Origin of the sequence: Vibrio sp. 10N.261.55.A10 (genome assembly GCF_041470825.1) — a bacterium.
In the GTDB taxonomy this organism is placed as follows: domain Bacteria; phylum Pseudomonadota; class Gammaproteobacteria; order Enterobacterales; family Vibrionaceae; genus Vibrio; species Vibrio crassostreae_C.
Genome location: NZ_JBFRNC010000060.1, coordinates 19,637 through 45,473, shown reverse-complemented (window position 1 = coordinate 45,473; position 25,837 = coordinate 19,637). Strand labels below are relative to the sequence as shown.

Below are 25,837 nucleotides of genomic sequence, written 5' to 3'. Positions count from 1 at the left end.
GATCCATTGCCAACTCTCAACATATCTATTTGCTGCACTTTAATGCTTACGGCACAATCTCTTAGGTTGAATTGTGACGCTAATGTCGAGAGGAAGTGAAGTATGGCAAGTCCAAGAGTATTAAAGTCACAGATTACTGATATTACCTGTGGCGAGAATGTCACTATCATCGAGCCAAGTAACGTTTATGGCTGTGAGCTTAAAGATGATGTGTTCGTTGGCCCCTTTGTTGAGATTCAAAAGAACACCGTGATAGGTGCGAGAAGCAAGATTCAATCTCACACCTTTATCTGTGAGTATGTGACCATTGGAAGTGACTGCTTTGTTGGTCACGGAGTCATGTTTGCCAACGACTTATTCAAAGAGGGCAAACCAGATCCCAATCCTGAAAGCTGGGGTCGTACCTGGATAGCTGACAACGTCACGATTGGTTCTAACGCCACGGTTCTGTCTGTGAGCATTTGTGAAGGTGCAGTAATCGGCGCGGGCAGTGTGGTCACCAAAGACATCACTGAGAAAGGTATTTATGCAGGCAACCCTGCTAAGAAGTTAAGAGACTTACCTTAGTTTCGAGAAGACAAAGTTACCGTTTATGATTCATAATATATGGCATCAATAGTGATTGTTAGAAAGAGAGTTGTTTATGAACATTGTGACAGTCTATAGCGGTAATCAACAGGTATACGCGAATTTGTATCAGGGGTATGCGGCCGAGTTTTCAAAGATCATTGGAGATAAACCAGACGAGTACGGTTTGTTTGAGATCTACCCGACGCTTGGTGATAGCGTTACGGGTTACTTACTCTACATTGATGGAGTTCCTGCCGCGTTAACCGCCATTGAAACCAAAGCGCCAAACGAGTTTGAGATTTGCGACTTCTATGTAGTGCCTTATTTTCGAAAAAATAAAGTAGGAAAACAGTTTATTTCTGAACTGTTTGAACATCTAAAGGGCAGTTGGGAAATCAAGCAAGTACTAGGTGCAGAGCATGCTGTTAAGTTCTGGAGAGAGGTTGTTAACGACTATACCTCAGGTAACTACGTCGAAGATCAATACCACGACGAAAAATGGGGATTGGTAACGAGACAATGCTTTAATCACGATGGTATTGCCAAGTAAAACCTTATACATCAGAAGCTGGCAGCGTCCTTCTAGCCAGCTTCGAGTCTTTTTATTTAAAGGTTTAAGGTTACTTCTAGGTTTGGCCACTTCTAGATTTACGGTTACTTCTGAGGTTTGTTATGTTCGATTACGCTAATCGCGATAGCCAAAAACAGGATATCTTTCACTAGGAAGAAGTTAGTGACTAAGATGCCATCCGATACTTTCCAAGCGTTTGGCGTTGTAATCAGGAAGCTGAGTGTCACAACAAAGATAGCCGCTGCAGCAATGCCTGAGTAGAAGGCAACTGTCGGTTTCTTAAATCCAACGATCAGTCCAATCGCGACAATGATCTCCGCGCCACCCACCATGTTAGACACAGCTTGGACTGAGAACAGATTGTAAAGCCAGTTCATTGCAGGATGGTTTGCGATTAAAGGCTCGATAAGCATTGCTTCGGTTGGCGTAAACTTGTAAATACCAATCCAAGCTAACACCAACGCTACGCCAATCACGCCTAGGTTATATCCCACATTACTCTGTTTTAAATCATAGGTTTGAACATGCATAAAAGTACTCAATTTAATAAACTCCCTGAATATGACCGCAATAGCTCAGATTAAATTTCGCATTGAGAATAATAATTAATATATTTATCTAAAAACTTAATAGGTAGCGACTTATTGTCTCGATAGGAACTCAAAGGCTAGTGATGTTGAGAACCAAAGCAATGGGTAGGCGATAGTGCTGTTCAAAAGGTAACGCGAGCTTTCTAATTTTTGTTTTCAATATTCATGATTTGGATTAGATTACGCTGATGTTCACCCTAATTATAAGAAGAGTATAACCAGTGAAAATTCATAGAATTAACCCGACCAAACGTTGGTCTGATGTAACTGTTTTTAACGGTATTGCAAGCTTTGTGGAAGTGGCAGAGACGGATACAACAGCAGGAATTAAGAGTCAGGTTCAGCAAATCTTCGAACAAGCCGAAGAAATGATGAGTTTGGTAGACAGCGACAAATCTCGCGTATTGTCAGTGACTATTTATCTCACGGATTTCGCTAACTTTGATGCACTCAATGAAGTTTGGGAAGCGTGGTTCCCTGAAGGCTGCGCGCCAAGCCGTGCATGCGTGAAAGCAGAACTTGCTAATCCTGAGCTACTGGTTGAGATGTCGTTTATGGTTGCTGCGGGTGAAAAGTTTCAATAAGCCGAACTATCGATTGAAATAAGCTATCGTAGATAGAAGTAACGAACAGATAAAACAAAGCCACTCAGGTGAATCACTTGAGTGGCTTTTTAGTGTTCTACGCTACCCGAAACTAAATCGGGTCAGGTATTAAGCGATACCTTGATCTCTTGCCATCTGCTTCGCGATCTTCGGCGCGTGCCATAGACACGGGAGCAAGATAAACGATACCGGAACCGCTGTGATTACAATGAACGACTGTAGAGCGGAGATGCCGCCTGAACCCATCGAGATAAGTGTGATCGCTACCGCACCCATGATGATACCCCAGAAGGTACGTACCGCTGCGTTTGGCTCTGTCGTACCCGTCATTACCACACTGATTGTGTAAGTCATTGAGTCACCTGTTGTCACGATGAACGTGGTCGTCAGGATCAGGAACAGAATTGCAATCAAAGTCGGGAACGGCAGTTGAGCGGTAATGGCCAGTAGCACAGCAGGAAGGTTAAAGCCTTCGAATGCACTAGAGATCACACCTGGGTTCTCTAATTCAAACGCTAAACCGCTACCACCAACGATGCTGAACCAGAAACACGTTACAAGCGGTGCAACGATGCTGATAGAAACGATCATTTGGCGAATAGTACGGCCACGTGAGATGCGAGCAATGAAGATAGCCATCATTGGGCCATAACCTAAGAACCAACCCCAGAAGAATACCGTCCAACCACCTAGCCACGCTGTATCTTGGCGGTATAGCGCCATTGGGATGAAGTTATCAACCATTTCGCCCATACCTTGCAGGTAGCCATCAACGATGAAGCTCGTTGGGCCAACAAGAAGGATGTAGCCGATTAGACACACAGACAAGATGATGTTGTAACGGCTTACCAGTTGGATACCTTTGTTCACGCCGCTCAAAGCAGAAAGCGTGTACATTGCGATAGCAAAGATAATAACGACACTTTGTGTAGCAAAGCTGTCGGAAATACCAAACAGTTCGCTTAGCGCGTAGCTGATTTGTAGGCCAAGGAAGCCGATAGGGCCGATAGTACCTGCGGCTACAGCCACGATGCTGCATGCGTCGACTACGTTACCAACCCAGCTGTTAATCGCTTTGTCGCCAAGTACTGGGTAAAGCAGCGTGCGAGGCTTAAGAGGAAGGCCTTTGTCGTAATGCAAGTGCATTAACACGATGGAAGACAAACCACCTAAGATTGCCCATGCAAGGAAACCCCAGTGCATGAAAGATTGTGATAGAGCATTGAACGCCATCGCTTGAGGATCTGCGTTGCCATACAGTGGCGGAGCTGAAACAAAGTGAGCAATAGGCTCTGCGGCTGCCCAGAACACCCCACCGCCGGCTAGCAGCGTACATAGGACGATAGACATCCATTTAAAGGTGGTCATTTCAGGTAGGGCAAGCGTTCCTAAGCGAACGTGGCCAGTGCGACCTAGTGCAAGCACTAAACCGATAATGAAGTTGAGAAGTAGTAGGACTTGCCAGAAAGCACCGAACCATTTAGTTGAATAACTAAAGCCGATGTTTACAAGTTCGGACAACACGGAGGTGTTGGTGAAGGCTAGGATGACAAAGAGGGTTAAAAAACTGCCACTAAGCCAAAAGACTGGGTTTCCGAGTTCCAGCTTTTCACCCAAAGATTGAGCTTTATTGAAATCGATAGAAGTAGATTCTGCGTTGATGTTTTCGTTGGCGACTTGCGTCAAGTTGGACATTATTTCTTCGCTATATTTGGCTCTTTCAAGCCTATGTATTTCTCCCACACTTGCATTGGAAATGTGAGGTTCGTCAAAAAAATCCGCGATACTACCACAATTGTTAAGGAAAAGTGGGCAAATTTAGAAAAGAAATCAGTTCTACGGCGAAATCAATCCCTTTTGGTTAGTTTTAAAACGAAATTTCAGAACGAACAAATAAAGCAGATATGAATAGAGTTTTGTAATTAAGGATACGAATTAGGCGATATTTTTTAGCGTACCGAAATAAATTTAATATTAGTTGTTCGTGCAAAATAAGTGTCGACTCATTGCATGCTATAAACAAATTAATGCGAGTCATTTTATAAATATCGAATATTTTAGGTGTTAAATTGGCACTGTTACCTACAGTTGTTTTGCGAAGAGATTTAAGTGATGAGAAATATGACACTTAAATTAAGCATCTTGAAACAATAACTTAAGGGACAGCTAACATGCACCTAAACCAAGGAAGAGTGGCCAAGAAGGTTTTTACACTCAGTACTCTCACCGCGTCATGCTTAATGGCGTTCAACAGCTACGCGGCTGTGGATTGTTCAACGTTAGAAGCGTGGGATTCCGCCACGGTGTACACCGGTGGTGATCAGGTTTCACATGACGGCAGCGCGTACTCAGCGAATTACTGGAATCAAAATAACAACCCGAGCCAATTTGAGGGTGACTATGCACAATGGAAAAAGATTGATGTGTGTAGTGGTGGCGGAGGTGGCGGTACGCCAAATGAAGTACCAACGGCTTCATTAACGGCACCCTCTGCTTCTGACGTGATTACTGAAGGCGATAATGTTGTATTGAGTGCAACAGCACTAGATTCTGATGGCAGTGTGGCTTCGGTTGAGTTCTTTGTTGATGGCGCATCTGTTGCGGTAGTCACAGCGGCACATTTCGAAGCGACTTGGGCTGCAACGTCGGGTAATCATCAGGTTTCTGTTGTTGCAACGGATAATGAAGGCGCAGCAAGTGTTGCAAGTGCGGTTTCTGTTTCTGTTGATTCAGCACAACCAGGGAATGAAGCACCGACAGTTTCAGTTGCACTTTCAGTGACATCTGTTGATGTTGGTGGTGTAGTCACACTGACAGCAACGGCAGCAGATAGCGATGGCACGGTTGATAAGGTTGATTTCTACGTAGCGGGTGCTCTTGTGGGCACTGCTGCAACGAGCCCTTACACGTTAGATTACACAACAACTCAAGCGGGTTCTTTAGCAGTTTACGCGAAAGCAACAGACGACCAAGGTGCGACTGCAGATTCTGCGTTGGCATCTTTGACCGTGAACGGCGCTCCAACAGTGAGCACATGTCGCCCTGATGGCTTATATCAAACTCAAGGTGTCGATGTTCCTTACTGTACAATTTACGATGATGAAGGCCGTGAGAAAATGGGTGCAGACCATCCCCGTCGTGTCATTGGTTACTTCACAAGTTGGCGTGCAGGGGATGACCCACAAGCTGCTTACCTAGTAAATGATATTCCTTGGGAACAACTCACACACATTAACTACGCTTTCGTGAGCATCGGTTCAGATGGCAAAGTAAACGTCGGTGATGTAAACGATCCAAATAACGCAGCGGTTGGTAAAGAGTGGCCGGGTGTGGAAGTTGATCCGGCATTAGGCTTCAAAGGTCACTTCGGTGCATTAGCGACAGCGAAGAAAAAACACGGCGTGAAAACGTTAATCTCAATCGGTGGTTGGGCTGAAACAGGTGGTCACTTCGCGACTGATGGCAGCCGCGTGGCTGATGGTGGTTTCTACACCATGACGACCAATGCTGATGGTTCTATCAACCATCAAGGTATCGAAACATTCGCGACTTCAGCGGTCGAAATGCTGCGTAAGTACCAGTTCGATGGTCTAGATATCGATTACGAATACCCAACCTCAATGGCGGGTGCCGGTAATCCATACGACAAAGACTTCATGGAACCACGTCGTCAATACCTGTGGGCTTCGTACCAAGTGTTGATGAAAGTGCTACGTGAGAAGCTCGATGCGGCGTCTGCGCAAGATGGCAATCACTACATGTTAACGATCGCAGCGCCTTCTTCTGGTTACCTATTACGCGGTATGGAAACATTCGATGTAACCAAGTACCTCGATTACGTAAACATCATGTCTTACGACCTTCACGGTGCGTGGAACGATCACGTAGGTCATAACGCAGCCTTGTTTGATACGGGTAAAGATTCAGAGCTAGCGCAGTGGAACGTATACGACACGGCGGCTTACGGTGGTATTGGTTATCTGAACACGGATTGGGCTTACCATTACTTCCGTGGTTCTATGCCAGCAGGCCGTATTAACATCGGTGTGCCTTACTACACTCGTGGTTGGCAAGGCGTAACGGGTGGTGAGAATGGTCTTTGGGGCCGAGCAGCACTGCCAAACCAATCAGAATGTTCAGCGGGTACGGGTGAAGGCGAGAAAAACAACTGTGGCCATGGCGCTATTGGTATCGACAACATGTGGCACGATACCGATCCAAAAGGTAACGAAATGGGCGCGGGTTCTAACCCTATGTGGCACGCGAAGAACCTAGAGAAGGGTATTTGGGGCTCTTACGCTGAAGCTTACAAGCTTGATCCTGTGAATGATCCTTCAGATGTTCTAACGGGCACTTACACGAGAAACTACGACAGTGTGGCGGTTGCCCCTTGGTTGTGGAACGCAGAGAAGGGCGTATTCCTTTCAACAGAAGATAAACAGTCTATCGACGTGAAAGCGGACTACGTTATCGACAAAGAGATCGGCGGCATTATGTTCTGGGAACTAGCAGGGGATTATAACTGTTATGTTCTCGATGCGAATGGCAACCGAAGCTCTATCGATACGACTGAGCAAGCGTGTAACAGCGGTAACGGTGAGTTCCACATGGGTAACACCATGACGAAAGCTATCTACGATAAGTTTAAGTCTGCAACACCATATGGAAACAAAGTAGCGACGGGTGCTATTCCAACAGAAGCGCTAGATATCGCGGTATCGGTTGGTGGCTTCAAAGTCGGTGACCAAAACTACCCAATCAACCCTAAGATCACGTTCACGAACAACACAGGGCAAGCTCTTCCGGGTGGAACTGAGTTCCAATTCGATATCCCAGTATCTGCACCTGATAACGCGAAAGATCAATCGGGTGGTGGTTTGACCGTGATTGCTTCAGGTCATACTCGCGCGGATAACATCGGTGGACTAGATGGAACCATGCACCGAGTGGCGTTTACGTTGCCGACATGGGAAGAGCTTCCTGCTGGCGGTGTGTATGAGTTAGACATGGTGTATTATTTGCCAATTTCTGGCCCTGCTAACTACGCGGTGAATGTCGGTGGCGTTGATTACGCGTTTAGCTTCGAGCAGCCAGATCTACCATTAGGTGATATCAGTTCAGGTGGCGGTAACCCTGGCTATGGTGGCACCAATCCAGGTACATGTGATACGGCAGGTTTAGCGGTTTACCCAGACTTACCTCAGAAAGATTGGGCAGGTAACCCAAGCCATGCAAACACAGGAGACCAAGTGGTTCACAACGGTAGTGTTTACCAAGCAAACTGGTGGACAAGTTCTGAACCGGGTAGCGATGGTAGCTGGACTCAAGTTTGTTCTTAATTTAATGCTAAGCAATCTCTTATAGACAATAGATCGTAATAATAGGTAATAAATGCGAATGCTTTTAAGTCTATTTATCAGGGTATTAGTATAAATTAAGTCATTCATTTAAACGTAAAATTAAAACGCCGAACTGAATCCAGTTCGGCGTTTTTGTCATAAGTCACAGATTGCGTATAGAAACCCTTAAAAATATCGACATTCGTTCAGTAAAAAATAAAAACATGATATAAAACAGTCTGTATATAAGAGAAGTCACAGCGTTACCAGAAATTATAAATCTACGGGGTAATCTTGAAAGTCAGACGTAAATACATTCTTAGTTTCTCAATTGTGCTGGCCGTAGTTTCTCTGCTCCTCTCTGCAGTTCAATTCAACCGAACGAAAGAATCACTATTAGAATCCAACCAATTCTTCTTTCGTACTATTGTGAACGCGAGTTACGACATCGTAGACACCACCGTCAACGAAGCGATCAAAACCTATCTCAAAGGTGTTACTGATACAGTCGCCTCTCACACACTGCGTGTCACTCCAGAACAAGAAGTTGAAGAAGTCATTCGAATTGCCAACGAATTGGTGATTGGAGAGTCTGGTTATATCTATCTGATGTCACCACAAGGTATTCATCTATATCACCCGTTCTTACAAGGGAAAAATCGCGCGCATTTAACCCATATTCAACAACAACTGAGCTTACAGTCTGGAATGACCCAATACTCGCACGCCAACCCACATGAAGTTGGTAAGCGTGCGAAGGTCGCGTATTCAGTGAGGCTACCGAGTGGCAATACATTAGTGGCGACCACTTATAAAGATGAACTGATGTATCTGGTTGATCTCGAAGCACTTAAAGACAAACTGAGAAAGTACTCGTATGGCGATAGTGGCTATGTATATATCGTTGATTTACAGGGCACGTTAGTCCTTCAGCCTAACTTTGAACACGAGCACTTAAAAACCTTGATTGATGACTCTTCAGAGTTGCTTATCGATAAAGTCGTCGATGAACCTGAAGGTCACTTTAGTTACTCTATCTCTACGGCAGATGGCACGACGAGTAAAAACATCTTCTACAAGTTTTATCCGTATCTGAATTGGGTCATTTCTGCTGGTGTCTTAGAACAAGAGCTCAACAAAAACCACAGCTTGTTGTTGGCAAGTTTGATGACGTTGGTTGTTAGTCTACTGAGTATCATTGTTGTTCTGGTGCTTTATTTGCGACATCGTCACTTAAAGCTCTTAGATGTGGCTAGCCTCGATTACCTTACTGGGCTTCCTAGTCGACGGAGTTTTATCGAGCAGCTAAAACTGAAAATTACTCAGAAGTCACCTTATCCGATAACGAATGTCGGCGTCATTTTGCTTGATATTGACCATTTCAAGCGGGTGAACGATCAATATGGTCATGCTCAAGGCGATAGGGTTATCTGTGCGGTCGCAAAGTCACTTAAGAGATTTGTTAATCGTCGTCGCTTGATTGCGCGCTATGGCGGTGAAGAGTTTATTTTGGTGACGTTTGATTGTGATGAACATGAGTTATTCGAATTATCAGAGGCGTTACGGTTATGTGTTGAGCAACTTCAAGGCTTAGTGTCGCCAGTAACAATCAGCGCTGGTTGTTGCCATGCTCAAGCACTGACTGACATTGAAACCGCTATCGATAAAGCCGACAAAGCGCTTTATCAAGCAAAAGAGAGTGGACGTAACAACACTCAAGCGTATCGAGAGAACGAATATCACGTTGCTTACATATGATCGGTTGAAAGCCTCATTGAATTGAAAAGTTTTGTTCACACAAATCGAGCTCTTGAGAACGACAAACACAAAAAAGCCCAAATAGATCGCTCTATTTGGGCTTTTTCAGAATTATTTGAAAGGCTAATCGTTAATTTAAGCTTTCGCTGCTTTCATCGCTTCCGTTTTTTTTTCCTTTTGCATTTTTGCAAGGAAGTAGATGTTTACACAAGCGATAAAGCCGTTGGTGGCTGCAACTGGCCATGCGTCAATCATGATGCCGTATGCTGTGAAGAGTGCACAGCCAATAAAGTTAAGGACACGCAGACGAACGATATCTTTCATTGTTAATGAAATTGCGACCATAATAGACGCAGCGTAACCTAAAATTTCAACCATATTGAATTCCATTGTTTGACCCTCTTAAATTTGCCGATACTTTGTCGGTACCAATTCTTCTCTTCATGAGATGATTGAGGAAGCTCCGTGCCTCGAATGGTCTGGTTTTGTTTAACGGGGAGAACTATACCAACTCTGTTTTTGTGATTAAACCCCCAAAACAGACAGAGGTGAAGGTTAGCGATTACGCAAACGTTTAATGACCTTTCTATTAACATAATTACTATTTATGTTGGAGGTTGAATTGATAGTTATTCTTATATAGGTAAGGAAGCCTCGAATGATAAAACGATCCATTTGTGCAACAAAAAGCATAAAAAAAGCAGCACTATTGGCTTTGATGGCTATTGGGCTGACCGCATGCTCTACGCAAGAAATACCACCCACACACAATTATGGTGTGGTCACTAGCGGTGACTTTGGTTTCATGAAACACGGCGTGATGACGTACTCCTGGCACCCTGAGTCAGAAAAGGTTTACCTTTCTCAAAAATACGATGAAACCGTGGTAACCGATTTAGTGCGTGATTCGATTCAAGAACAGCTCTCAAGTAAAGGTTATCAGTTAAAGCAGGATGGTGTCGGTGATGTTGTTGTAGGCTTTGGATTAGCGGAAGAATCGGAACTGAACGATGAGTCTATCTTCGATGCGATTAAGCTATCTACTGGTGTGCCATTTTACGATGGTGAAGGTAAAGTCGCGGAGAAAGGGTCGTTGTACATTGCGTTTTTCGTACCTAACTCAGAGGTCGTACAATGGCAAGCATTAGCACAGTCTGGCATCCAACCTGATTTAGAGCCAAGCGAGAGCAAACAGCGTATTACTGGCTTTGTTGAAATGTTATTTAGACGCATGCCTGAGCGATAGCATTAGGCGTTGAATGCATTCGTGGAGTAAATATTAGTTGTGGAAAATATGGTCAGATCGCAGATTATACTTTTTTATTTGTAACGAATGGTACAAATACGTAAAGCAACGTAAAGTTCGCGCTTCTTTTGCTAGCATTTGTCTATACTGCTCAAAACGTTAACTTAGGTTTGATTCAATGAAACTGTTTTCCAAATACTCTCTCCCTCTATTAAGTATATTCATTGTAAGTAACGCCGCGATGGTAAGTAATGCAGCTATCGCAGCACCTTCTATAGTACCAAGCCCACCTAGCCTAGGCGCAAAAGGGTATGTGTTAATTGATTTTAATTCTGGTGATGTGCTGGTAGAAAAAAACGCACATACGAAGTTAAACCCAGCAAGCTTGACCAAACTGATGACCAGTTATGTGGCAGGTCAAGAGATGAAGCGAGGCAACATCTCTGCTGATGATCAGGTACGAATCAGTGAGAACGCGTGGGCGAAGAACTTCCCAGACTCTTCAAAAATGTTCATCGAAGTAAACACCGATGTAGCAATGATGGATCTTTATCGTGGCTTGATTATTCAATCCGGTAATGATGCTAGCGTTGCGATTGCAGAGCATGTTGCAGGCTCACAAGATGCATTCGTTGACCTGATGAACTCTTGGGCTACCTCTCTGAAGCTAGAAAACACCCATTTTGCCAATGCACATGGTTTGGATGCAGACGACCTCTATTCGACTCCTTACGATATCGCGTTACTCGGTCGTGCTATTATTCGTGATTTACCGGATGTGTATGGCTTATACAGCGAACGCTCTTTCAGTTACAACGGCATCACTCAACATAACCGTAATGGCTTGTTGCGTGATAGAAGCTTAACCGTTGATGGCATGAAAACGGGCTACACCTCTGGTGCTGGCTACAGTTTGGCGAGTTCAGCGACACAAGGTGAGATGAGACTTATCGCGGTTGTGATGGGCGCATCAAGCGTTAAGAGCCGTGAATCAGACAGCAAACAGCTGTTGAGCTACGGTTTCCGTTTCTTCGATACACTAAACCCGCATAAAGGCGGCGATCAAGTGGCTGAAGAGAAGGTATGGTTTGGTGAGCAAGACACATTGAAATTAGGTGTGGCAGAAGACACGTTCATTACGTTGCCTAAGTCAGACAGTAAAAAGCTGACTGCATCTATCGAGCTTAACTCTGAACTGAAAGCGCCAATTGCAGAAGGTCAAACTCTAGGTGTGGTTCATTACACCGTTGATGGCGAAGATGTTCAAACTCAGCCTTTGATCGCGCTTGAAGCGGTTGAACAGGGCGGTTTGTTCAAACGTTTAATAGACTACGTTAAGCTGTTCTTCGCGAGCCTGTTCTAAATAGAGCCTGTGGCGATAAGCCGCACTGAAAAGTCGAAATATTATGGGTGTTGTGAGTGAATCACAGCGCCCTTTGTTATTTCTACATCAATGAAAACGCCGCGCCGCACTATCTTTATTAGCCGTAGCGGGCGGTTTCGATTACTATACGCAAAATTTAGCAGTGTAGTCACTTATGACGATAGATATAAAGAACGTAACCGAACCCGAAGTAACCTGTGCAAATTGTCAGGCATGCTGTTGTCGTTTAGAGGTTATGATCATCACAGATACGGGCGTACCTGAAGAGCACATCGCTTATGATGAATGGGGCGGTGAAACCATGAAGCGCTTAGACGACGGCTGGTGTTCTGCGGTAGATAGAGAAACACTGATGTGTACTATCTACGAAAACCGACCATGGATCTGTCGCGAGTTCGAAATGGGCTCTTTCGAATGTGTTGACCAGCGCAAAGATGTGATGGGCTAGGCGTCTGCAGTATTGAACTCAGTAACTAAAGTACGCTAATGAACTGTGATAATCACATTAAAATTAAATATCAGGGTTCTATACCTTAAGCAGTTGTAGAACCTTGATGCGTTTTATGAGATCAAATATTGAGTGAGATAAGAGTCTTAGCTCGATAAGTTAGAGTTTAGAACTCGGAAGGCACTTCAAACTCCATCCATTCACCGGTTGTCGGGTGAATCAACTTTAAGTAGCCAGCGTGCAGGTGTAAGCGCTCGCGTTTGTATCCGTATAAGTCGTCACCACGAATAGGTACAGCAAGCCCTAATGGATGAGCACAGTGCACTCGCAGCTGGTGGGTTCGCCCTGTTTTAGGGTACAAGTGAACCTTGGTTTTGCCATTGTGAGTGCTAACCACTTGCCAATGGGTCTCTGCATTTCGGCCGTGTTGGTGACAAACCAGTTGTCTTGGTCTGTCCGTGATGTCGCCGCGCAAAGGAAGGCTGATATTGCCAGATTCGCCCGTTATCTCGCCATCTAACAAAGCGGTGTAGCGTTTCTCTACGGTTCTATTAATGAACTGCTTCTGAATATGCTTGTTTGATTCCGCCGTGAGCGCCAAGATCAACAAACCTGACGTCGACATATCCAACCTATGGATAATCAAAGGACCAGTCGCATCCGGGTAACGCGCTTTTATGCGGGTATAAACTGAATCTTCGATGAACTTACCGGGAACCGACAAGAACTCTTCAGGCTTATTGACGACTACGATTTCATCGTCTTCATAAACAATATTAAAAGACTTACCAACCGCAGGGTTCACGATAAGCGGGTTATCTTCTAGCTCTATGCCACTTAACTGGTGTTCGAGGATCTCAAAGCTTTTACTCTGACAAACAGGGTAGAGGTTTGCGTGTTGTCGAATGATGTCTGTAGGCGGTAATCCCCACCAAAACTCAGATAATGCTAACGGCTTGAACCCGTGTTCAAACGCAAAGTTAAGCAACTTAGGTAGGCAGCAGTCACCAGAGCCTTCAAGCGCGTCTTTACCATCGAGCAACTCGAGTAAATTCTTAGATTGCTTGGCTTGATTGATAAAGCGATAGTGAGAGAGGCGTTGAGTTTCCAACTGTTGTGAAACTGCTTGGTGATCTTGCTTACGGTTTTTCAGTTCGCTTTCAATCAAATCAATTTGTGATTGGCGCTCTGCGATCTTCTGTTTCCACTCAATACGAAGTGCTTTTAGGTCACGTTTCTCTTGGCTACTTTGATTGCCCAGTTGTTTGAGCAAATTCGCCGCTGACTCTAGATTCCCTAATGCTTTTTCTTGATTGGCTTGTTCTCTGAGTTCGTTACGCTGAGCTTTGTTTGCGGCCATTGCTAACTGAAAGGCTTCGATAGCTTTTGCTGATTCGATTTTTAACCCTTCAAGCTCGGCCAATAATGTGTCTAGATTGTGCGACTGTTGCAGCTTTTCAATGTCGTCCGAGAGCTGCAATTGTCGAGCAAGGTTCGCACTGTTTTGAGATTGAAACTGTTTTGAATCGAAGGCTGGTGGAACAAAGTGAATGTTGTTTAACTGAGAGACCAAAGCCGGACCTAACTGCAAGCCTGAAAACGCAGAAAGGTAACCTAACCCTTGTGTGGTTGGATTCTGAACAAGAAGCACAGCGTAGAGATTACCTTGCGAGGTTTCATTCACACCACAGTCGACAAGTGATTGCTGAAGCAGCAGCATAGCGAATTCACACACAGGGTGCGGGGTATAGTAATACGGAAACGTAAAACGAGTCGGTAGCGCTAAATCGACATTCGTGTTTGCTAGGTGCAGAGGTGTGTATTGAGCGAGGTTTGTTGGCATTAAGATCAAACTCTATGGCTGTTCAGTTAGAGTTCGGTATTGTTGTCGAAATGAAGACAAATGAGAAGCCAAAGCAGAAGATAAATCGGCTTTGGCTTCATTTAGTTTCTTGTGTTTACTCTAGCAAGCACGTGTTTGAGTGAAACTCGATCAGCTCGAGTGTTCTAGCTCTACTTGCTCAGCTTTTTGGTAAGCAGGGTGGCTCTTTAAAAGTTCACCGTATTTAGCGATGTTAGGGTAAAGCGCAGTTGCACCAAAGTTACCCACGATTTCTACGATGAACGACATCATAAAATCTGCACCTGTTAGTGTGTCTGCAACCAAGTAGGTTTTACCTTCAAGTGCATTATTCACGTAAGTGAGGATCTTTTGGTTTTCATCGTCTGCATAACCGCCTAGGAAGTTAGTTTCACAGCCGTCCTTCATTACAAAGATCTTAAGCAGCATTGGCAAAATACCTGAACTCTCAGCGAAGTGAAGCCATTGCGAATACTCAACGTAGTTTGCGGTGCCGCGTGTAGGTGCGAACTTACCCTGACCGTATTTGTCGATTAGGTATTCCGTGATAGCACCAGATTCAGTGATCACGACGCCATCGTCTTCAATGACAGGAGATTTACCCAATGGGTGAATGAATTTAAGTTCTGGCGGTGCAAGAAAAGTGACACTGTCTCGTCGGTATGGTTTGATTTGGTAATCCACCCCAAGCTCTTCCAATAGCCAGATGATGCGCTTTGAGCGCGACTTATTCAGGTGATGTAAAGTAATCATGATTCTACCTAGTTAACGGGTTCAGTTTATTGAATTTATTTAGCTTCGTTCGTTTTGATAACAAGCTTACCGAAGTTCTGACCTTCCAATAGGCCCATGAATGCTTGTGGTGCATTATCTAGACCTTCAACAAGGTGCTCACGATAGTGCATCTTGCCTTGAGATAGCCATTCTGTCATTTGAACAGCAAACTCGTTGTAACGGTGCGCGTAGTCATCAAAGATGATGAAACCTTGCATCTTAATTCGTTTAACCAGCAACATACCCATCAAGCTAGACATGCGATCTGGGCCTTCAGGCAGTGAAGTCGCATTGTATTGAGAAATAAGACCACACACAGGAATACGAGCACCTGTGTTAAGTAGAGGCATTACTGCATCGAATACTTTGCCCCCAACGTTTTCAAAGTAAACATCGATGCCGTTGTCACACGCTTTAGCCAGTTGCTCTGCGAAGTCGTCAGCTTTGTGGTCAATACATTCATCAAAGCCAAGAACCTCTTTCGCGTATTGGCACTTCTCTTGACCGCCTGCAACGCCGATAACACGACAACCTTTTAGTTTGCCGATTTGTCCAACGGTTGCGCCTACAGCACCTGTTGCTGCTGCAACGACTAGCGTGTCGCCTTCTTTAGGTTGGCCGATATCAAGCAAGCCCATGTAAGCAGTAAAACCAGGCATACCCATGATGCCAAGCGCGTAAGAAGGGTGCGTTGGTTCTTTACCTAGTTTGATAAGGCCTTCACCGTTAGACACACCAAGATCTTGCCAACCTGTGTAAGCCAGTACCCACTCGCCAATTTCGTAATCAGCGTGGTTTGATTCTTCAACCTGACATACGGTTGCGCCTACCATCACTTCATCAATCGCAACGGGATCTGCGTAGGATTTAGCATCGCTCATACGACCACGCATGTATGGGTCTAGAGAAAGGTAAACTGAGCGAAGTAACATCTCGCCGTCTTTGATGCTTGGCGCAGCTATTGTCTCTAAACGGAAGTTGTCTTGAGTCGGTGCGCCAACTGAGCGAGAAGCCAATACGATTCGGCGATTGTCTTGTTGAGTCATTGGATGTCCTTAATTGTGTATTTTATACATTTAGAATTAGACCAGTCGTCTAGTCTTGTTGTCTAAAAATCCCGCCGTCATCAAATTGATAAGAGGGCGGGTGATTTTTTTAAGTTAAAGCCAATAAAGCGCGCTGCGCGTTATTAGCTTTCACCTTTTAAAATTCGTTCGGTAAGGCTCAAAGCTGACTGTAAGCTATGTGAGCTTTGGCTCAGCTTGCTCAATAAGCTGGCGCCTAACCACATTGAGTATAGGTTCTGAGCTGCTTCTTGGCTCTCTTCAACCTTTATGGAGCCATCTTCAATACCGCCGACAATGCACTGTTCGATGGTATTCGTCACTTTTTCTGCACCCTTTAATAGCGCTTGGCGCATAGGATCAGAAAGATCAGAAACTTCCGCGCTGAGTTTAACGACCAAGCATTTATGAGCATTGCAGGTGCCGTTTTCAATCTGTGACCATCGAGTGAAATAACTGACAATTCTCTGGTAATGGTTGCCTTCACCATGAACCAAAATAGTTTCAACTCTGCTGATGTAGGTCTCAAAATAGTGCTGGATCAGAGCCTCGCCAAATTGCTCTTTCGATTTAAAGTAGTGGTAAAACGACCCTTTCGGCACGTCCGCTTCTTTAAGCAATTGCGATAAGCCAACGCCGTTAAAGCCGTTGTTCACTATTAATTGGTAGCCAACATCTAAAACATGCAGGCGTGTGTCATTCGTTTTTTCGTTCATGGGCGGTACTATAAGTTAAATTAGACCAGTCGTCTAGTGGTCGGTTTTCGAGGGTATATTTGGTCGTTGTTACAGTAGCTAAATAGCTCAATATCTAAAGAGGCTTCAAATGTTCAGATATAAAAAAGCCCCGACATAGCGCGTATGTTGGGGCCTAAATCAGTAACTTCGATTATTTGATAGAGATGAGTTCTACATCAAAAATCAGAGTCGATGATGGTGGGATAGGGCCTGAACCGCCTTTACCGTAAGCTAGAGTGCTTGGAATAAATAGACGAACTTTTTGGCCTTCAACCATGTAAGTCAAACCTTCTTGCCAGCCTTTAATTACTTGCTTAAGAGCAAATGAGATTGGCTCGCCGCGCTCAACAGAGCTGTCGAAAACAGTGCCGTCGATTAGCGTACCGTGGTAGTGAACCGTTACTTTGCTGTTCTTAGTTGGGTGCTCTGTGCCTGTACCTTCTTCAAGAACAAGGTATTGAAGACCGCTTTCAGTCGTAATCACGCCTTCTTTAGTGCCGTTTTCAATTAGAAATTGTTGGCCTTGTTCGAAGTTTTCTCCGCCAGACTTATGATTCGTCCAAGTACGGTAAATCATGAAACCCGCCAAAAGAAAGACAATGACCGGGATGACAAATTTAGACATAGTAAAACCTATTTATATTGAGTGCTGAATTTCGTAGTTAATACAAAATGTGTTAATCAGTTGACTAAAGCCGTGATTATGGTTGAGTCAAAAGGTAGTTGATCGTTTTTGCAATGCCAGCAACGTCTTGGTGACCTGCTGTTAGTACTTGGTATTTGCCGTTGATGATAAAGGTTGGTACTGAGTTGATCTGGCCTTTTACTGAAATCTCTTCAGCTTTTTTAACGTAGTCGAAAAGAGCGACTTGCTGTTCTTTGTTCAGCTGGTATGGGCTAACCAAACCACGAGAAGTAAACGCTGTCTCTAGTGCTTGTTGGCGCTGCTCAGGTGTTGCATCTGCACCCATTTGAACGGCACCAAATAGGTCGTCCATGAATGCGTGGTCAGGCGTCGCATCAAGCTGCATCACTGCTGTGTAGTAGATCATTGCGCTGATTTGAGCGCTTTCGTTGAACGTCACGTGCATCTTGCCAATAGTTTGGTCTGTTAGAGATTCAATCTCTGGAATGGCACTTTCCATTTGACGGCAGTGACCACAGTTAAGAGAGAAGATTTCAGTGATCGGAGACAAGTTAAATTCTGTTAGAGCAGTAGGAAGCGCTTCGTATTGAACGCCTTTTTGTGGCTCGTCTGTTTCACTACAACCCGCGATAATGAGTACGGCAGCGAATGCTGTGATGAATTTAGTAAATGGTTTAAACATAATGTTTGCTCTAGCGTTGAGAAGTCGTGAGATTCTAACTATTTAGTACGAATTGGAAAACAATTATAAGGTAAATAAATGCAAACAGTTCGAACTAGCGGCTGAAGACAAGCTAGTAGACGGTTAACTGTGATCAACAGCACTTTTTTGGGTTCTGCTTTCTTTTCGTCTAAAGTTTTTCCCTCGGTGCCGATATAGACATTAGTGAATGGTTTATCTGCATGAGTGGTTGGTGAAGTAATGAGATATTTAGCGATAATGTTAAGCATAGCTTTGGCTGGGTGTGAAGCCACGTCACCAACTGACTTACTTGGCGGTGACATGCTAGAGACTGCACCACAAACCGATTACGACTTGATGCATCCTGAATGGGGTGTGGTTCAAACGACTCATGTAGCAAGCAATCGTGGGTACTCTATCCAGAGTAGCACTCATCAACACAGAACCATCACGACCAACTACGGACGTGGCGTTTCGACTAACGACCCACTGGAAGTCTTTTTAAGACAAAACCGCATCGATTTTGAAGTGTTGCCGGGTAACCATGTGATGGTAAAGCTTGAGCAGCACGTGAACTTTAAAACAGGTTCAGCATTCCCTGAGCCAGCGTATAATCAATGGCTAGATACGCTAGGCAGCTACCTTGCTCAACGCCAAGATATTGATGTGGTGATTGAAGGGCACACCGATAACACGGGCACAGATCGAATCAATGATCCGCTTTCAGAGCAGCGAGCAAAAGAAGTGAAGGCTCGATTAGAGAGTAACTACGTATCAAGTCGTTCCATCTATACTCGTGGCTTCGGTGAGTATGTTCCAGCTTGTACGAACGCTTCTGCGCAAGGCAAGGCGTGTAACCGCCGTGTTGAATTGATGCTGATTGTCACGAAGTAGTCGTTTGAACTTTCGCGCCCAATTTGAAGCGATTAACGCCAAATAACAGACATAAAAAATCCCTCACATTCGAGGGATTTTTTGTATCTGACTTTTGTTGCTTTATTGCTTATGCAAACTGCTTTTCTAAGTAAGTCACGATATCTGAAGATTCGTACATCCACTCAGTTTTACCGTCTTTTTCGATACGTAGACAAGGCACTTTCACACGACCGCCGCCAGCTTCAAGCTCAGCACGGTGTTGCTCGTTGTTTTTTGCATCACGAAGTTCAAATTGAACCGACTGACGTTTCATCGCGCGGCGCACTTTCACACAAAATGGGCACGCTTCGAATTGGTATAACGTGTGCGTTTTTGCTTGCTCATTTACTTTGCTTTGTTCTTCTTGAGAACGCTTCACACCACGTGGGCTGAAAACAAAATTCAATAACAAGATGACACGACCTAAGAACCAACGGATAAACTTCATAACTCTCTCTACATATTTAAAATTAGCGTTACAATTTGCAGCATTATATACACAAGTTTTGTCAGATGCTCGCAACAAACCGCTAATATCTATTTTGTCCGTTCGATCGTATGAGACTTAGCCACATTTAGCCCTAAACGCTTAGACAGTCGAGTCAGATTTGCTCGGTCTGTTTTCAGAACTCGCCCTGCTTGTGCCCAGTTAAAGTTGGCATCTTCCAACACCTCAGTAATGATACTGCGTTGAAAATCGTCCGTTGCACCACGTAGCCCTGCAGAAAGGTCGATCGTTGGTGTCGATAATGGTGTGTTTTTCACCTGAGTCGTCGCAATTGGCTGATCTTGGTCTAGAGGACCACAATCTTCCTTGGTGATTGTCACCAGGTTTTTATTGGTGCTGCGCGCTAACGCTTTCAATGCGGAACGACTGATCACATGCTCAAGTTCACGCACGTTACCCGGCCAACCATAACGGTTTAGGAAAGAAAGAACGTCGGAGCGGAACTTAACTTGGTTGATACCAAGCTTACGACGCGCTTGTTCTAAGAAGAAACCCGCTAATAGGCTGATGTCGTCACCACGATCTTTCAGTGCTGGCACCGCGATAGGATACACACTCAATCGGTGGTACAAATCGGCTCTGAATCGACCGTCTTCAACTTCTTGTTTTAGATCTCGGTTTGTCGCTGCCAATACTCGCACATCAATGGTTTGAATGTTGTCTTGGCCAACCGGTTGGATTTCGTTGTTTTGCAGCGCACGTAGGAGCTTACTTTGAGCGGCCAAAGGCAATTCACCAATCTCATCAAGGAACAGTGTGCCACCATCGGCTAAAGCAAATTTACCTAAGCGGTTTTTGTCTGCGCCAGTGAACGCGCCACGAACGTGACCAAACAGTTCACTCTCTACTAAGTTTTCAGAAATTGCAGCACAGTTTACGTAGACGAGTGGGTTACGTTTACGTTGAGATTGGTGGTGCAGGGTGCGAGCCACAAGCTCTTTACCAACCCCGGTGTCACCATGAATCAAGATATTAAACTCAGATGGAGCTACAACAGCGATGTCGTTCTTAAGCGCGACCATGGTGTCACTGTTACCAATCAACTCACCGCCGTCACGTTCCCACGCTTCTACGTTCAATTCTTCGAGTAATTGCTTTGACTGTTTTGCTTGATGCTCAAGTTGCGAGAAGGTCAGTGCCATCTGCATGGTTGAGGCTGCAATAGCTGCCAGTACTTCAAGGTTACGCGCCGGAATATTCGCGAAGACATCAGGTTTCAAGCTGTCTAGAGTCAGAATACCTAAGAGCTTATCGCCAAATAGCAAAGGCAAGCCCATACAAGCATGCATTGGTAAATCGCCATCATGGTCAATAAGCAAACCATCGAAAGGATCGGGTAAGGAGCTGTCAGCATCGAAACGAACAGGAGAGCGAGACGCGCAGATCTCTTCAAACCGTGGGTGTTCTGAAATGATAAAGCGACGACCGAACGTATCTCGGCTGAGCCCTTGCATTGCGATAGGTACTAGCGTGTCGCCTTGAAGGCTTAAAAGCGCGACACAATCACACGTTATGGTTTTGCGAATGGCATCGATCAGGCGATTGAAACGATCTTGATCGTTGACACCACTTGCGAGGCCAATGGTCATTTCCATGAGGGTAGATGCGGAGATATCTTGCATAAAAAACTCTAACTGTGTGTGTTTATCTACATAATAGAGTCTTATTGACTTAAAAAAAAGGTCTTTTTGACATTTTTATAAGATGAGTTTTGAGAAGAAAACCAGTAATGACGGGGATTGATAAAGTTGGCACTGATTGTGCAGAAGATACAGAGAAGCCCAATTATAGCGCTGATTAAACAGACTATTCTTGATCTCAATCAATCAGGTTGCATTAATCAGGTTTCGCGATTTTTTGAAATGAAAACGAGTCAAAATAACTCAGTTTCTAAAAATAACTAAGGTTTCAGAAAATCGATAAGTCATTCTTAATTTTTAGTAGTCAAAATGACATATAGGTCATAAGGCTCAGTGTTCGGAGTAAATTTATGCTTAACAATGCACATATCGAAATCATCAAATCTACTATTCCTCTACTTGAGAGCGCAGGCCCAGCTTTAACTCAGCATTTTTATCAACGTATGTTCACGCATAACCCTGAGTTGAAAGATATCTTCAATATGACTCACCAAAGAACAGGTCGCCAAGGCGTAGCACTGTTTGAAGCTATCGCGGCATATGCAAAGAACATTGAAAATCTAGCAGCGTTAACAACTGCCGTTGAACGTATTGCTCAGAAACACACAAGCTTTAACATTCAACCAGAGCACTACCAAATTGTTGGTTTGCACCTGATTGAGACATTACGTGAACTAGCTGCTGACGCCTTTACTCCAGAAGTGGAAGAAGCATGGACAGCCGCTTACCTATTCTTGGCGCAAGTATTCATCGATCGTGAAGCTGAACTTTACCTACAGCGTAAGCAAGCTGTTGGTGGTTGGGAAGCAGCGCGTGCGTTTGTGATTGCAGACAAAATCGAAGAGTCAGCGCTAGTAACAAGCTTTATCCTTCAGCCAAAAGACGGCGGTGAAGTTCTGGATTACACACCAGGTCAATACATCGGTATCGAAGTGAAACCAGAAGGCTCTCAATACAGCGAGATTCGTCAATACTCACTGTCTGATAAGCCAAACGGCAAGCAATACCGTATTTCTGTTAAACGTGAAGGACAAGGCCAAGAGACACAAGGCGTTGTATCTAACCACCTACACGATACGGTTGCTGTTGGTGATGAGGTTAGCCTATACGCACCAGCGGGTGACTTCATGTATCAAGAGCGCAGCAAGCCAGTAACACTTATCTCTGCAGGTGTTGGTGTAACGCCAATGCAGTCTATGCTTGAGTTCCTAAACACGGTAGATAAAAACGAGCCAGTACTTTACCTTCACGCTTGTGAGAACGTAGGCCAACACTCTTTCACGACTCGTGTTAAAGATATTGTTGCCGACAAAGGTTGGGAAGCGAAAACGTGGTACATGAACAAAGACGAATCTGCATGTGAAAACACGCATCAAGGCCAAATGGATCTAGCGTCTATCTCTGATACTAAAGGCTTTGAAGAGAGCGATTTCTACATATGTGGTCCTGTTGGTTTCATGAAGAACATCGTGGAACAACTAGACGCACTCAAAGTTGATCGTTCACGCGTTCACTACGAAGTATTCGGCCCTCACGCTAACTTCTAAGAGCTCAAGGTAGTTGTGTTAACACTCGCCTGATCTATTTAAAACCTTGCCTATTCAAAGGCCTCACAGTGTGAGGCCTTTTTGGGTTTGGTTGGTTTTGTCTGACATCATCGACTACTGCAAAACACGATGGTTCAGCTAAGATCTTTTCGCTTCTATCTAAGAACGTTTCACCTTCTTAGACATGTAGTCGGAATCAAAAAATTCAGGCCAGTACATTTTCACGTAACCACCTGCGACCCAAATTACTAGGATGGTGGCGATGGTTAGCTCAAAGAATCCGAACTTGTGCAGCCAGTACCATTGTGGGTATTCCGCGCCGAAAAATGTGGTTAGACGATGCATGGCAATAGCGCTGATAACGGATGGGAAGGTGACGGCAGCAATTGAAGGTTGGAACTTCAAACGCATTAGGCGGATGTAACACAAGTAAATTAACAGAGTCATGGTGATGGCAATGCCCGACAATGCACCTGTTAGAATTGGGTCTGGGTTGTCGAAGTTAACCAAGTAAGCGGCTAAAGATAAGTTAACCGGAGCTGCCATGATAGCGAGTGTTGGTCTTGCTCGGCGAGGAAGATTGCCTTCGAACACCAAGCGGTACAACACCACTGGCAACATAAGGAAATAGATACCAATACAAGTGACAGCAAGTGTTTCTGAAAATACAGTGTGCCCGAACTGTGTGCCTGCTAAGGAGCTGCTGATCAAACCGACCGGATACAGAAACCAACTCGGTACAATGTTCGACATTTTGAAGTTGATGATCTGAAAACTAAAGAACAACACCATCATGGTAAAGTGCAGCAATAGCGCGCAGAACCAAACTGGATAGGCGATAGCTGGCGATATCTCGGCTAAATAGTCGCACAGAATCAATAAAGCCATGCTCATTGGTGCCATCAAGCTTCCACTTAACGGGTGGCGAATGTCATTAAGGAAGGTATTAAAGCTCGTTAAATAGCGCAGTAAAACAGGCAGCAATAATAGCGCGCCGAATGCAGCGAGGTAGGGACGAATTATCTCACCAATGCCCGGGATATATAACGCCCAAGCTTGTCCTAACCCAATAACGCCAAGTGCTAAAGACGCCTGAGATGGCGGCACATTTTTTACTTGGGTTAATCTTCTCCAGTTCAACGACTTACTCCGACTTAGTTAATTAAAGACTTTTAGAATATTTGCTTTAGTTAGAGTGTGTAGGCCTTTCATCAATAGATTTTGAGGGCACTCAACTAATTTTGAGTGGATGATACCAAGTTTAACGTTTGCTTTTTTGATTTTGATACGGAATCGGGAGATTAAGCACGTTGAATGTGTGCTTTTGTTTCATGAGTCATTTGTAATTAACATACTTCCTCTTGCTGAGGGAGGTCTTGTTGTCTTAGCTTCTCGTTTTTCAGCGTACGGTTAAGCAGCTGACTGTAAATTGGCTGCCCACCTAACATTTGAGCAATGATTACCGCACCTAAGCAGGTGATGATCAACGGCAGGATCAGGTAATAGTTATTGGTCATTTCAATAACCAACAGTATGCCAGTGATAGGCGCTCGAACAGTGGCAGCAAATAAGGCGCCCATGCCAGCAATGGCAAACATACCCGGTTCAATATTCAGTTCAGGAAAAAATGCCGCTGCGATAAGCCCGAACGCATAACCAAAGAGTGTTCCTAGCGCAAGCATTGGTGCAAAGATACCGCCTGGCGCACCAGAGCCGAAACAAAGCAGGGTAGTGAGGACTCGGCCTAAGAAAATCAGCAACAACACATTGGCGCTGTAGCTGCCATTAGTGATGTTAGGGATGATACCAATACCACCACCAGTTAATTCAGGTATATAGAGCAGCAACAAGCCAAAGCAACCGCCAAGTAGGGTGCCTGTCATCAAGTAGCGTTTACGGTCATTCTTGTGGATCGCCACAAACAGGTCTTGGGAAAGCGTTATCAGCTTATTGAAAATTACACCAAACAGGCCAAACAACACACCTAACAACAAGAACAACCAAAGTGCATCCAGTTCTGGCGGTTGGTATTGAGGCATTGTGATAACGGCAGACTGTCCGTTGATTGATCGAAAAACGATGTTGGCTGAAACCGCGGAGATGATGACGGCTTTGATCGATATGAGTGAGTAGCGAAACTGTGGTCTCATCTCCTCGACTACAAACATGATGCCAGCCAGTGGTGCATTGAATGCGGCGGCTAAACCACCTGCGGCACCCGAAGCTAATAGTGAGTGGCGAGTGTCGTCATCTTTGACTCGAAAGATATCGGTGACCATGCGACCAATACTGCCGCCCATTTGAACGGTTGGTCCTTCTCGACCTAAAACCATCCCAGAACCTAATGCGCCCATACCGCCAAAGAATTTTACTGGCAATACTCTCCACCATCGAACAGGGCGCATACCGTCCATCGCCCCTTCAATTTCAGGGATGCCTGAGCCTGCAGCCTCTGGAGCAAAGCGATGAACGAGGAAGTAACCAATAAAGGCAAATGCAGCACTAATAAGGAAAGCGGCGAGCCAAAGGGGTAAATAGCTGCCGATTTCATCTTTAAGCCAATCGGTACGAGTTTCTGTGATGAAATGAACCGCGACTTCGAAATAGGTACCCACCACGCCAGCAAGTACACCTACAATACAAGAAAGAAAGAGAACTGAAGCTGGGGTCTTATCCCTTGAGAGAAATTGATTCATAGCATCCCTTGGCATTTTGGCTAGCAGGGACTGCTTAATTTTCTCTCTTCTGGTCATTGAGATAAGGCTCCTGAATAGGTTGAGGCGGGCTTGCCGTAAATTATACGCTTCCTCTGCATATCCTATAGCAACAAAGATGGAAAGTTGAATTTCATTTATGGAATGTGCGTGTTACATAAATGGAATCTATGGGCAATAGTGGAATCGCCGTCACAATTTTGATCGTTTCTCTGGTGGCGGCTTGAATATCCCCAAA

General features: G+C 44.6%; 23 protein-coding genes. 10 read left to right on the top strand and 13 right to left on the bottom strand.

Annotation, left to right across the window (positions count from 1 at the left end):
• Positions 1-102: 102 nt before the first annotated feature.
• Together AB4274_RS18430 and AB4274_RS18425 are read left to right on the top strand one after the other, a co-directional pair.
• Entirely contained in the window at positions 103-567 is a 465-nt protein-coding gene (locus AB4274_RS18430) for an acyltransferase (protein WP_372112871.1), read from the top strand.
• 76 nt (positions 568-643) lie between these two features.
• Positions 644-1,120, top strand: coding sequence for a GNAT family N-acetyltransferase (locus AB4274_RS18425; RefSeq protein WP_371714599.1), 477 nt, complete (start codon positions 644-646; stop codon positions 1,118-1,120).
• A 104-nt stretch (positions 1,121-1,224) separates the two neighbouring features.
• Here the strand turns inward: AB4274_RS18425 and AB4274_RS18420 are convergent, their stop codons facing one another.
• On the bottom strand, positions 1,225-1,671 hold the full coding sequence (locus tag AB4274_RS18420; protein WP_372112888.1) for a DUF417 family protein: 447 nt from the start codon (positions 1,669-1,671) through the stop codon (positions 1,225-1,227).
• A 281-nt stretch (positions 1,672-1,952) separates the two neighbouring features.
• Between AB4274_RS18420 and AB4274_RS18415 the strand changes: the two genes are divergently transcribed.
• The gene (locus AB4274_RS18415; RefSeq protein ID WP_017062654.1) at positions 1,953-2,315 is read left to right on the top strand and encodes a RidA family protein; all 363 of its coding nucleotides are present in this window, start codon (positions 1,953-1,955) and stop codon (positions 2,313-2,315) included.
• A 129-nt stretch (positions 2,316-2,444) separates the two neighbouring features.
• Here AB4274_RS18415 and AB4274_RS18410 read toward each other — a convergent pair whose 3' ends face one another.
• The gene (locus AB4274_RS18410) at positions 2,445-4,031 is read right to left on the bottom strand and encodes a BCCT family transporter (protein WP_017062653.1); all 1,587 of its coding nucleotides are present in this window, start codon (positions 4,029-4,031) and stop codon (positions 2,445-2,447) included.
• A gap of 476 nt (positions 4,032-4,507) precedes the next feature.
• On the opposite strand from AB4274_RS18410, the gene AB4274_RS18405 reads away from it, so the two are divergent.
• Together AB4274_RS18405 and AB4274_RS18400 are read left to right on the top strand one after the other, a co-directional pair.
• A complete protein-coding gene (locus AB4274_RS18405) occupies positions 4,508-7,675 on the top strand; it encodes a chitinase C-terminal domain-containing protein (protein ID WP_372112869.1) in 3,168 nt (1,055 codons plus the stop codon).
• A 294-nt stretch (positions 7,676-7,969) separates the two neighbouring features.
• Complete coding sequence (locus AB4274_RS18400; RefSeq protein ID WP_372112867.1) at positions 7,970-9,433, top strand: diguanylate cyclase domain-containing protein; 1,464 nt, start codon at positions 7,970-7,972, stop codon at positions 9,431-9,433.
• 135 nt (positions 9,434-9,568) lie between these two features.
• Here the strand turns inward: AB4274_RS18400 and AB4274_RS18395 are convergent, their stop codons facing one another.
• Positions 9,569-9,823 (bottom strand): YgjV family protein, encoded by a 255-nt coding sequence (locus AB4274_RS18395; protein ID WP_017068159.1) that lies wholly within the window; start codon positions 9,821-9,823, stop codon positions 9,569-9,571.
• Between the two features lie 268 nt (positions 9,824-10,091).
• Here AB4274_RS18395 and AB4274_RS18390 point away from each other — a divergent pair, with 268 nt between their 5' ends.
• From AB4274_RS18390 to AB4274_RS18380, 3 genes are all read left to right on the top strand, one after another.
• On the top strand, positions 10,092-10,679 hold the full coding sequence (locus tag AB4274_RS18390; protein ID WP_017064475.1) for a DUF4136 domain-containing protein: 588 nt from the start codon (positions 10,092-10,094) through the stop codon (positions 10,677-10,679).
• Between the two features lie 178 nt (positions 10,680-10,857).
• Positions 10,858-12,042, top strand: coding sequence for a D-alanyl-D-alanine carboxypeptidase family protein (locus AB4274_RS18385; protein ID WP_017064476.1), 1,185 nt, complete (start codon positions 10,858-10,860; stop codon positions 12,040-12,042).
• 175 nt (positions 12,043-12,217) lie between these two features.
• Positions 12,218-12,511 (top strand): YkgJ family cysteine cluster protein, encoded by a 294-nt coding sequence (locus AB4274_RS18380; protein ID WP_080582263.1) that lies wholly within the window; start codon positions 12,218-12,220, stop codon positions 12,509-12,511.
• Between the two features lie 166 nt (positions 12,512-12,677).
• On the opposite strand, the gene AB4274_RS18375 is transcribed toward AB4274_RS18380, so the two are convergent.
• From AB4274_RS18375 to AB4274_RS18350, 6 genes are all read right to left on the bottom strand, one after another.
• A complete protein-coding gene (locus tag AB4274_RS18375) occupies positions 12,678-14,354 on the bottom strand; it encodes a pseudouridine synthase (RefSeq protein WP_372112865.1) in 1,677 nt (558 codons plus the stop codon).
• 150 nt (positions 14,355-14,504) lie between these two features.
• Positions 14,505-15,125: a glutathione S-transferase family protein gene (locus AB4274_RS18370; protein WP_372112863.1), complete on the bottom strand. Its 621-nt coding sequence runs from the start codon at positions 15,123-15,125 to the stop codon at positions 14,505-14,507.
• Positions 15,126-15,160: 35 nt separating this feature from the next.
• Positions 15,161-16,192 carry an NADP-dependent oxidoreductase gene (locus tag AB4274_RS18365; RefSeq protein WP_136981892.1) on the bottom strand — a complete coding sequence of 344 codons (1,032 nt, stop codon included), beginning with the start codon at positions 16,190-16,192 and terminating at the stop codon, positions 15,161-15,163.
• Positions 16,193-16,335: 143 nt separating this feature from the next.
• Positions 16,336-16,926: a TetR/AcrR family transcriptional regulator gene (locus tag AB4274_RS18360; RefSeq protein WP_017062643.1), complete on the bottom strand. Its 591-nt coding sequence runs from the start codon at positions 16,924-16,926 to the stop codon at positions 16,336-16,338.
• A 172-nt stretch (positions 16,927-17,098) separates the two neighbouring features.
• Complete coding sequence (locus tag AB4274_RS18355) at positions 17,099-17,572, bottom strand: FKBP-type peptidyl-prolyl cis-trans isomerase (RefSeq protein ID WP_017062642.1); 474 nt, start codon at positions 17,570-17,572, stop codon at positions 17,099-17,101.
• A gap of 76 nt (positions 17,573-17,648) precedes the next feature.
• A complete protein-coding gene (locus AB4274_RS18350) occupies positions 17,649-18,275 on the bottom strand; it encodes a thioredoxin domain-containing protein (protein WP_372112861.1) in 627 nt (208 codons plus the stop codon).
• A gap of 258 nt (positions 18,276-18,533) precedes the next feature.
• Between AB4274_RS18350 and AB4274_RS18345 the strand changes: the two genes are divergently transcribed.
• A complete protein-coding gene (locus AB4274_RS18345; RefSeq protein ID WP_029235219.1) occupies positions 18,534-19,169 on the top strand; it encodes an OmpA family protein in 636 nt (211 codons plus the stop codon).
• A gap of 109 nt (positions 19,170-19,278) precedes the next feature.
• Here the strand turns inward: AB4274_RS18345 and AB4274_RS18340 are convergent, their stop codons facing one another.
• On the bottom strand, positions 19,279-19,638 hold the full coding sequence (locus AB4274_RS18340; RefSeq protein ID WP_017062638.1) for a glutaredoxin: 360 nt from the start codon (positions 19,636-19,638) through the stop codon (positions 19,279-19,281).
• 89 nt (positions 19,639-19,727) lie between these two features.
• Positions 19,728-21,320, bottom strand: a complete 1,593-nt coding sequence (gene norR, locus AB4274_RS18335) for a nitric oxide reductase transcriptional regulator NorR (protein ID WP_017062637.1) — start codon at positions 21,318-21,320, stop codon at positions 19,728-19,730.
• Between the two features lie 368 nt (positions 21,321-21,688).
• Here norR and hmpA point away from each other — a divergent pair, with 368 nt between their 5' ends.
• Positions 21,689-22,885 carry an NO-inducible flavohemoprotein gene (gene hmpA, locus AB4274_RS18330; protein ID WP_372112859.1) on the top strand — a complete coding sequence of 399 codons (1,197 nt, stop codon included), beginning with the start codon at positions 21,689-21,691 and terminating at the stop codon, positions 22,883-22,885.
• A 159-nt stretch (positions 22,886-23,044) separates the two neighbouring features.
• Here the strand turns inward: hmpA and AB4274_RS18325 are convergent, their stop codons facing one another.
• Together AB4274_RS18325 and clcA are read right to left on the bottom strand one after the other, a co-directional pair.
• Positions 23,045-23,992, bottom strand: a complete 948-nt coding sequence (locus tag AB4274_RS18325; protein WP_050634251.1) for a TDT family transporter — start codon at positions 23,990-23,992, stop codon at positions 23,045-23,047.
• Positions 23,993-24,231: 239 nt separating this feature from the next.
• Positions 24,232-25,638, bottom strand: a complete 1,407-nt coding sequence (gene clcA, locus AB4274_RS18320; RefSeq protein WP_372112857.1) for a H(+)/Cl(-) exchange transporter ClcA — start codon at positions 25,636-25,638, stop codon at positions 24,232-24,234.
• Between the last annotated feature and the right edge of the window lie 199 nt (positions 25,639-25,837).

Coding starts and splice junctions, on each gene's coding strand:
- norR (WP_017062637.1), bottom strand. CDS start 21,320: ATGCAAGATATCTCCGCATCTACCCTCATGGAAATGACCATTGGCCTC.
- hmpA (WP_372112859.1), top strand. CDS start 21,689: ATGCTTAACAATGCACATATCGAAATCATCAAATCTACTATTCCTCTA.
- AB4274_RS18375 (WP_372112865.1), bottom strand. CDS start 14,354: ATGCCAACAAACCTCGCTCAATACACACCTCTGCACCTAGCAAACACG.
- AB4274_RS18420 (WP_372112888.1), bottom strand. CDS start 1,671: ATGCATGTTCAAACCTATGATTTAAAACAGAGTAATGTGGGATATAAC.
- AB4274_RS18380 (WP_080582263.1), top strand. CDS start 12,218: ATGACGATAGATATAAAGAACGTAACCGAACCCGAAGTAACCTGTGCA.
- clcA (WP_372112857.1), bottom strand. CDS start 25,638: ATGACCAGAAGAGAGAAAATTAAGCAGTCCCTGCTAGCCAAAATGCCA.
- AB4274_RS18425 (WP_371714599.1), top strand. CDS start 644: ATGAACATTGTGACAGTCTATAGCGGTAATCAACAGGTATACGCGAAT.
- AB4274_RS18370 (WP_372112863.1), bottom strand. CDS start 15,125: ATGATTACTTTACATCACCTGAATAAGTCGCGCTCAAAGCGCATCATC.
- AB4274_RS18355 (WP_017062642.1), bottom strand. CDS start 17,572: ATGTCTAAATTTGTCATCCCGGTCATTGTCTTTCTTTTGGCGGGTTTC.
- AB4274_RS18385 (WP_017064476.1), top strand. CDS start 10,858: ATGAAACTGTTTTCCAAATACTCTCTCCCTCTATTAAGTATATTCATT.
- AB4274_RS18345 (WP_029235219.1), top strand. CDS start 18,534: ATGTTAAGCATAGCTTTGGCTGGGTGTGAAGCCACGTCACCAACTGAC.
- AB4274_RS18405 (WP_372112869.1), top strand. CDS start 4,508: ATGCACCTAAACCAAGGAAGAGTGGCCAAGAAGGTTTTTACACTCAGT.
- AB4274_RS18360 (WP_017062643.1), bottom strand. CDS start 16,926: ATGAACGAAAAAACGAATGACACACGCCTGCATGTTTTAGATGTTGGC.
- AB4274_RS18340 (WP_017062638.1), bottom strand. CDS start 19,638: ATGAAGTTTATCCGTTGGTTCTTAGGTCGTGTCATCTTGTTATTGAAT.
- AB4274_RS18350 (WP_372112861.1), bottom strand. CDS start 18,275: ATGTTTAAACCATTTACTAAATTCATCACAGCATTCGCTGCCGTACTC.
- AB4274_RS18410 (WP_017062653.1), bottom strand. CDS start 4,031: ATGTCCAACTTGACGCAAGTCGCCAACGAAAACATCAACGCAGAATCT.
- AB4274_RS18365 (WP_136981892.1), bottom strand. CDS start 16,192: ATGACTCAACAAGACAATCGCCGAATCGTATTGGCTTCTCGCTCAGTT.
- AB4274_RS18390 (WP_017064475.1), top strand. CDS start 10,092: ATGATAAAACGATCCATTTGTGCAACAAAAAGCATAAAAAAAGCAGCA.
- AB4274_RS18430 (WP_372112871.1), top strand. CDS start 103: ATGGCAAGTCCAAGAGTATTAAAGTCACAGATTACTGATATTACCTGT.
- AB4274_RS18395 (WP_017068159.1), bottom strand. CDS start 9,823: ATGGAATTCAATATGGTTGAAATTTTAGGTTACGCTGCGTCTATTATG.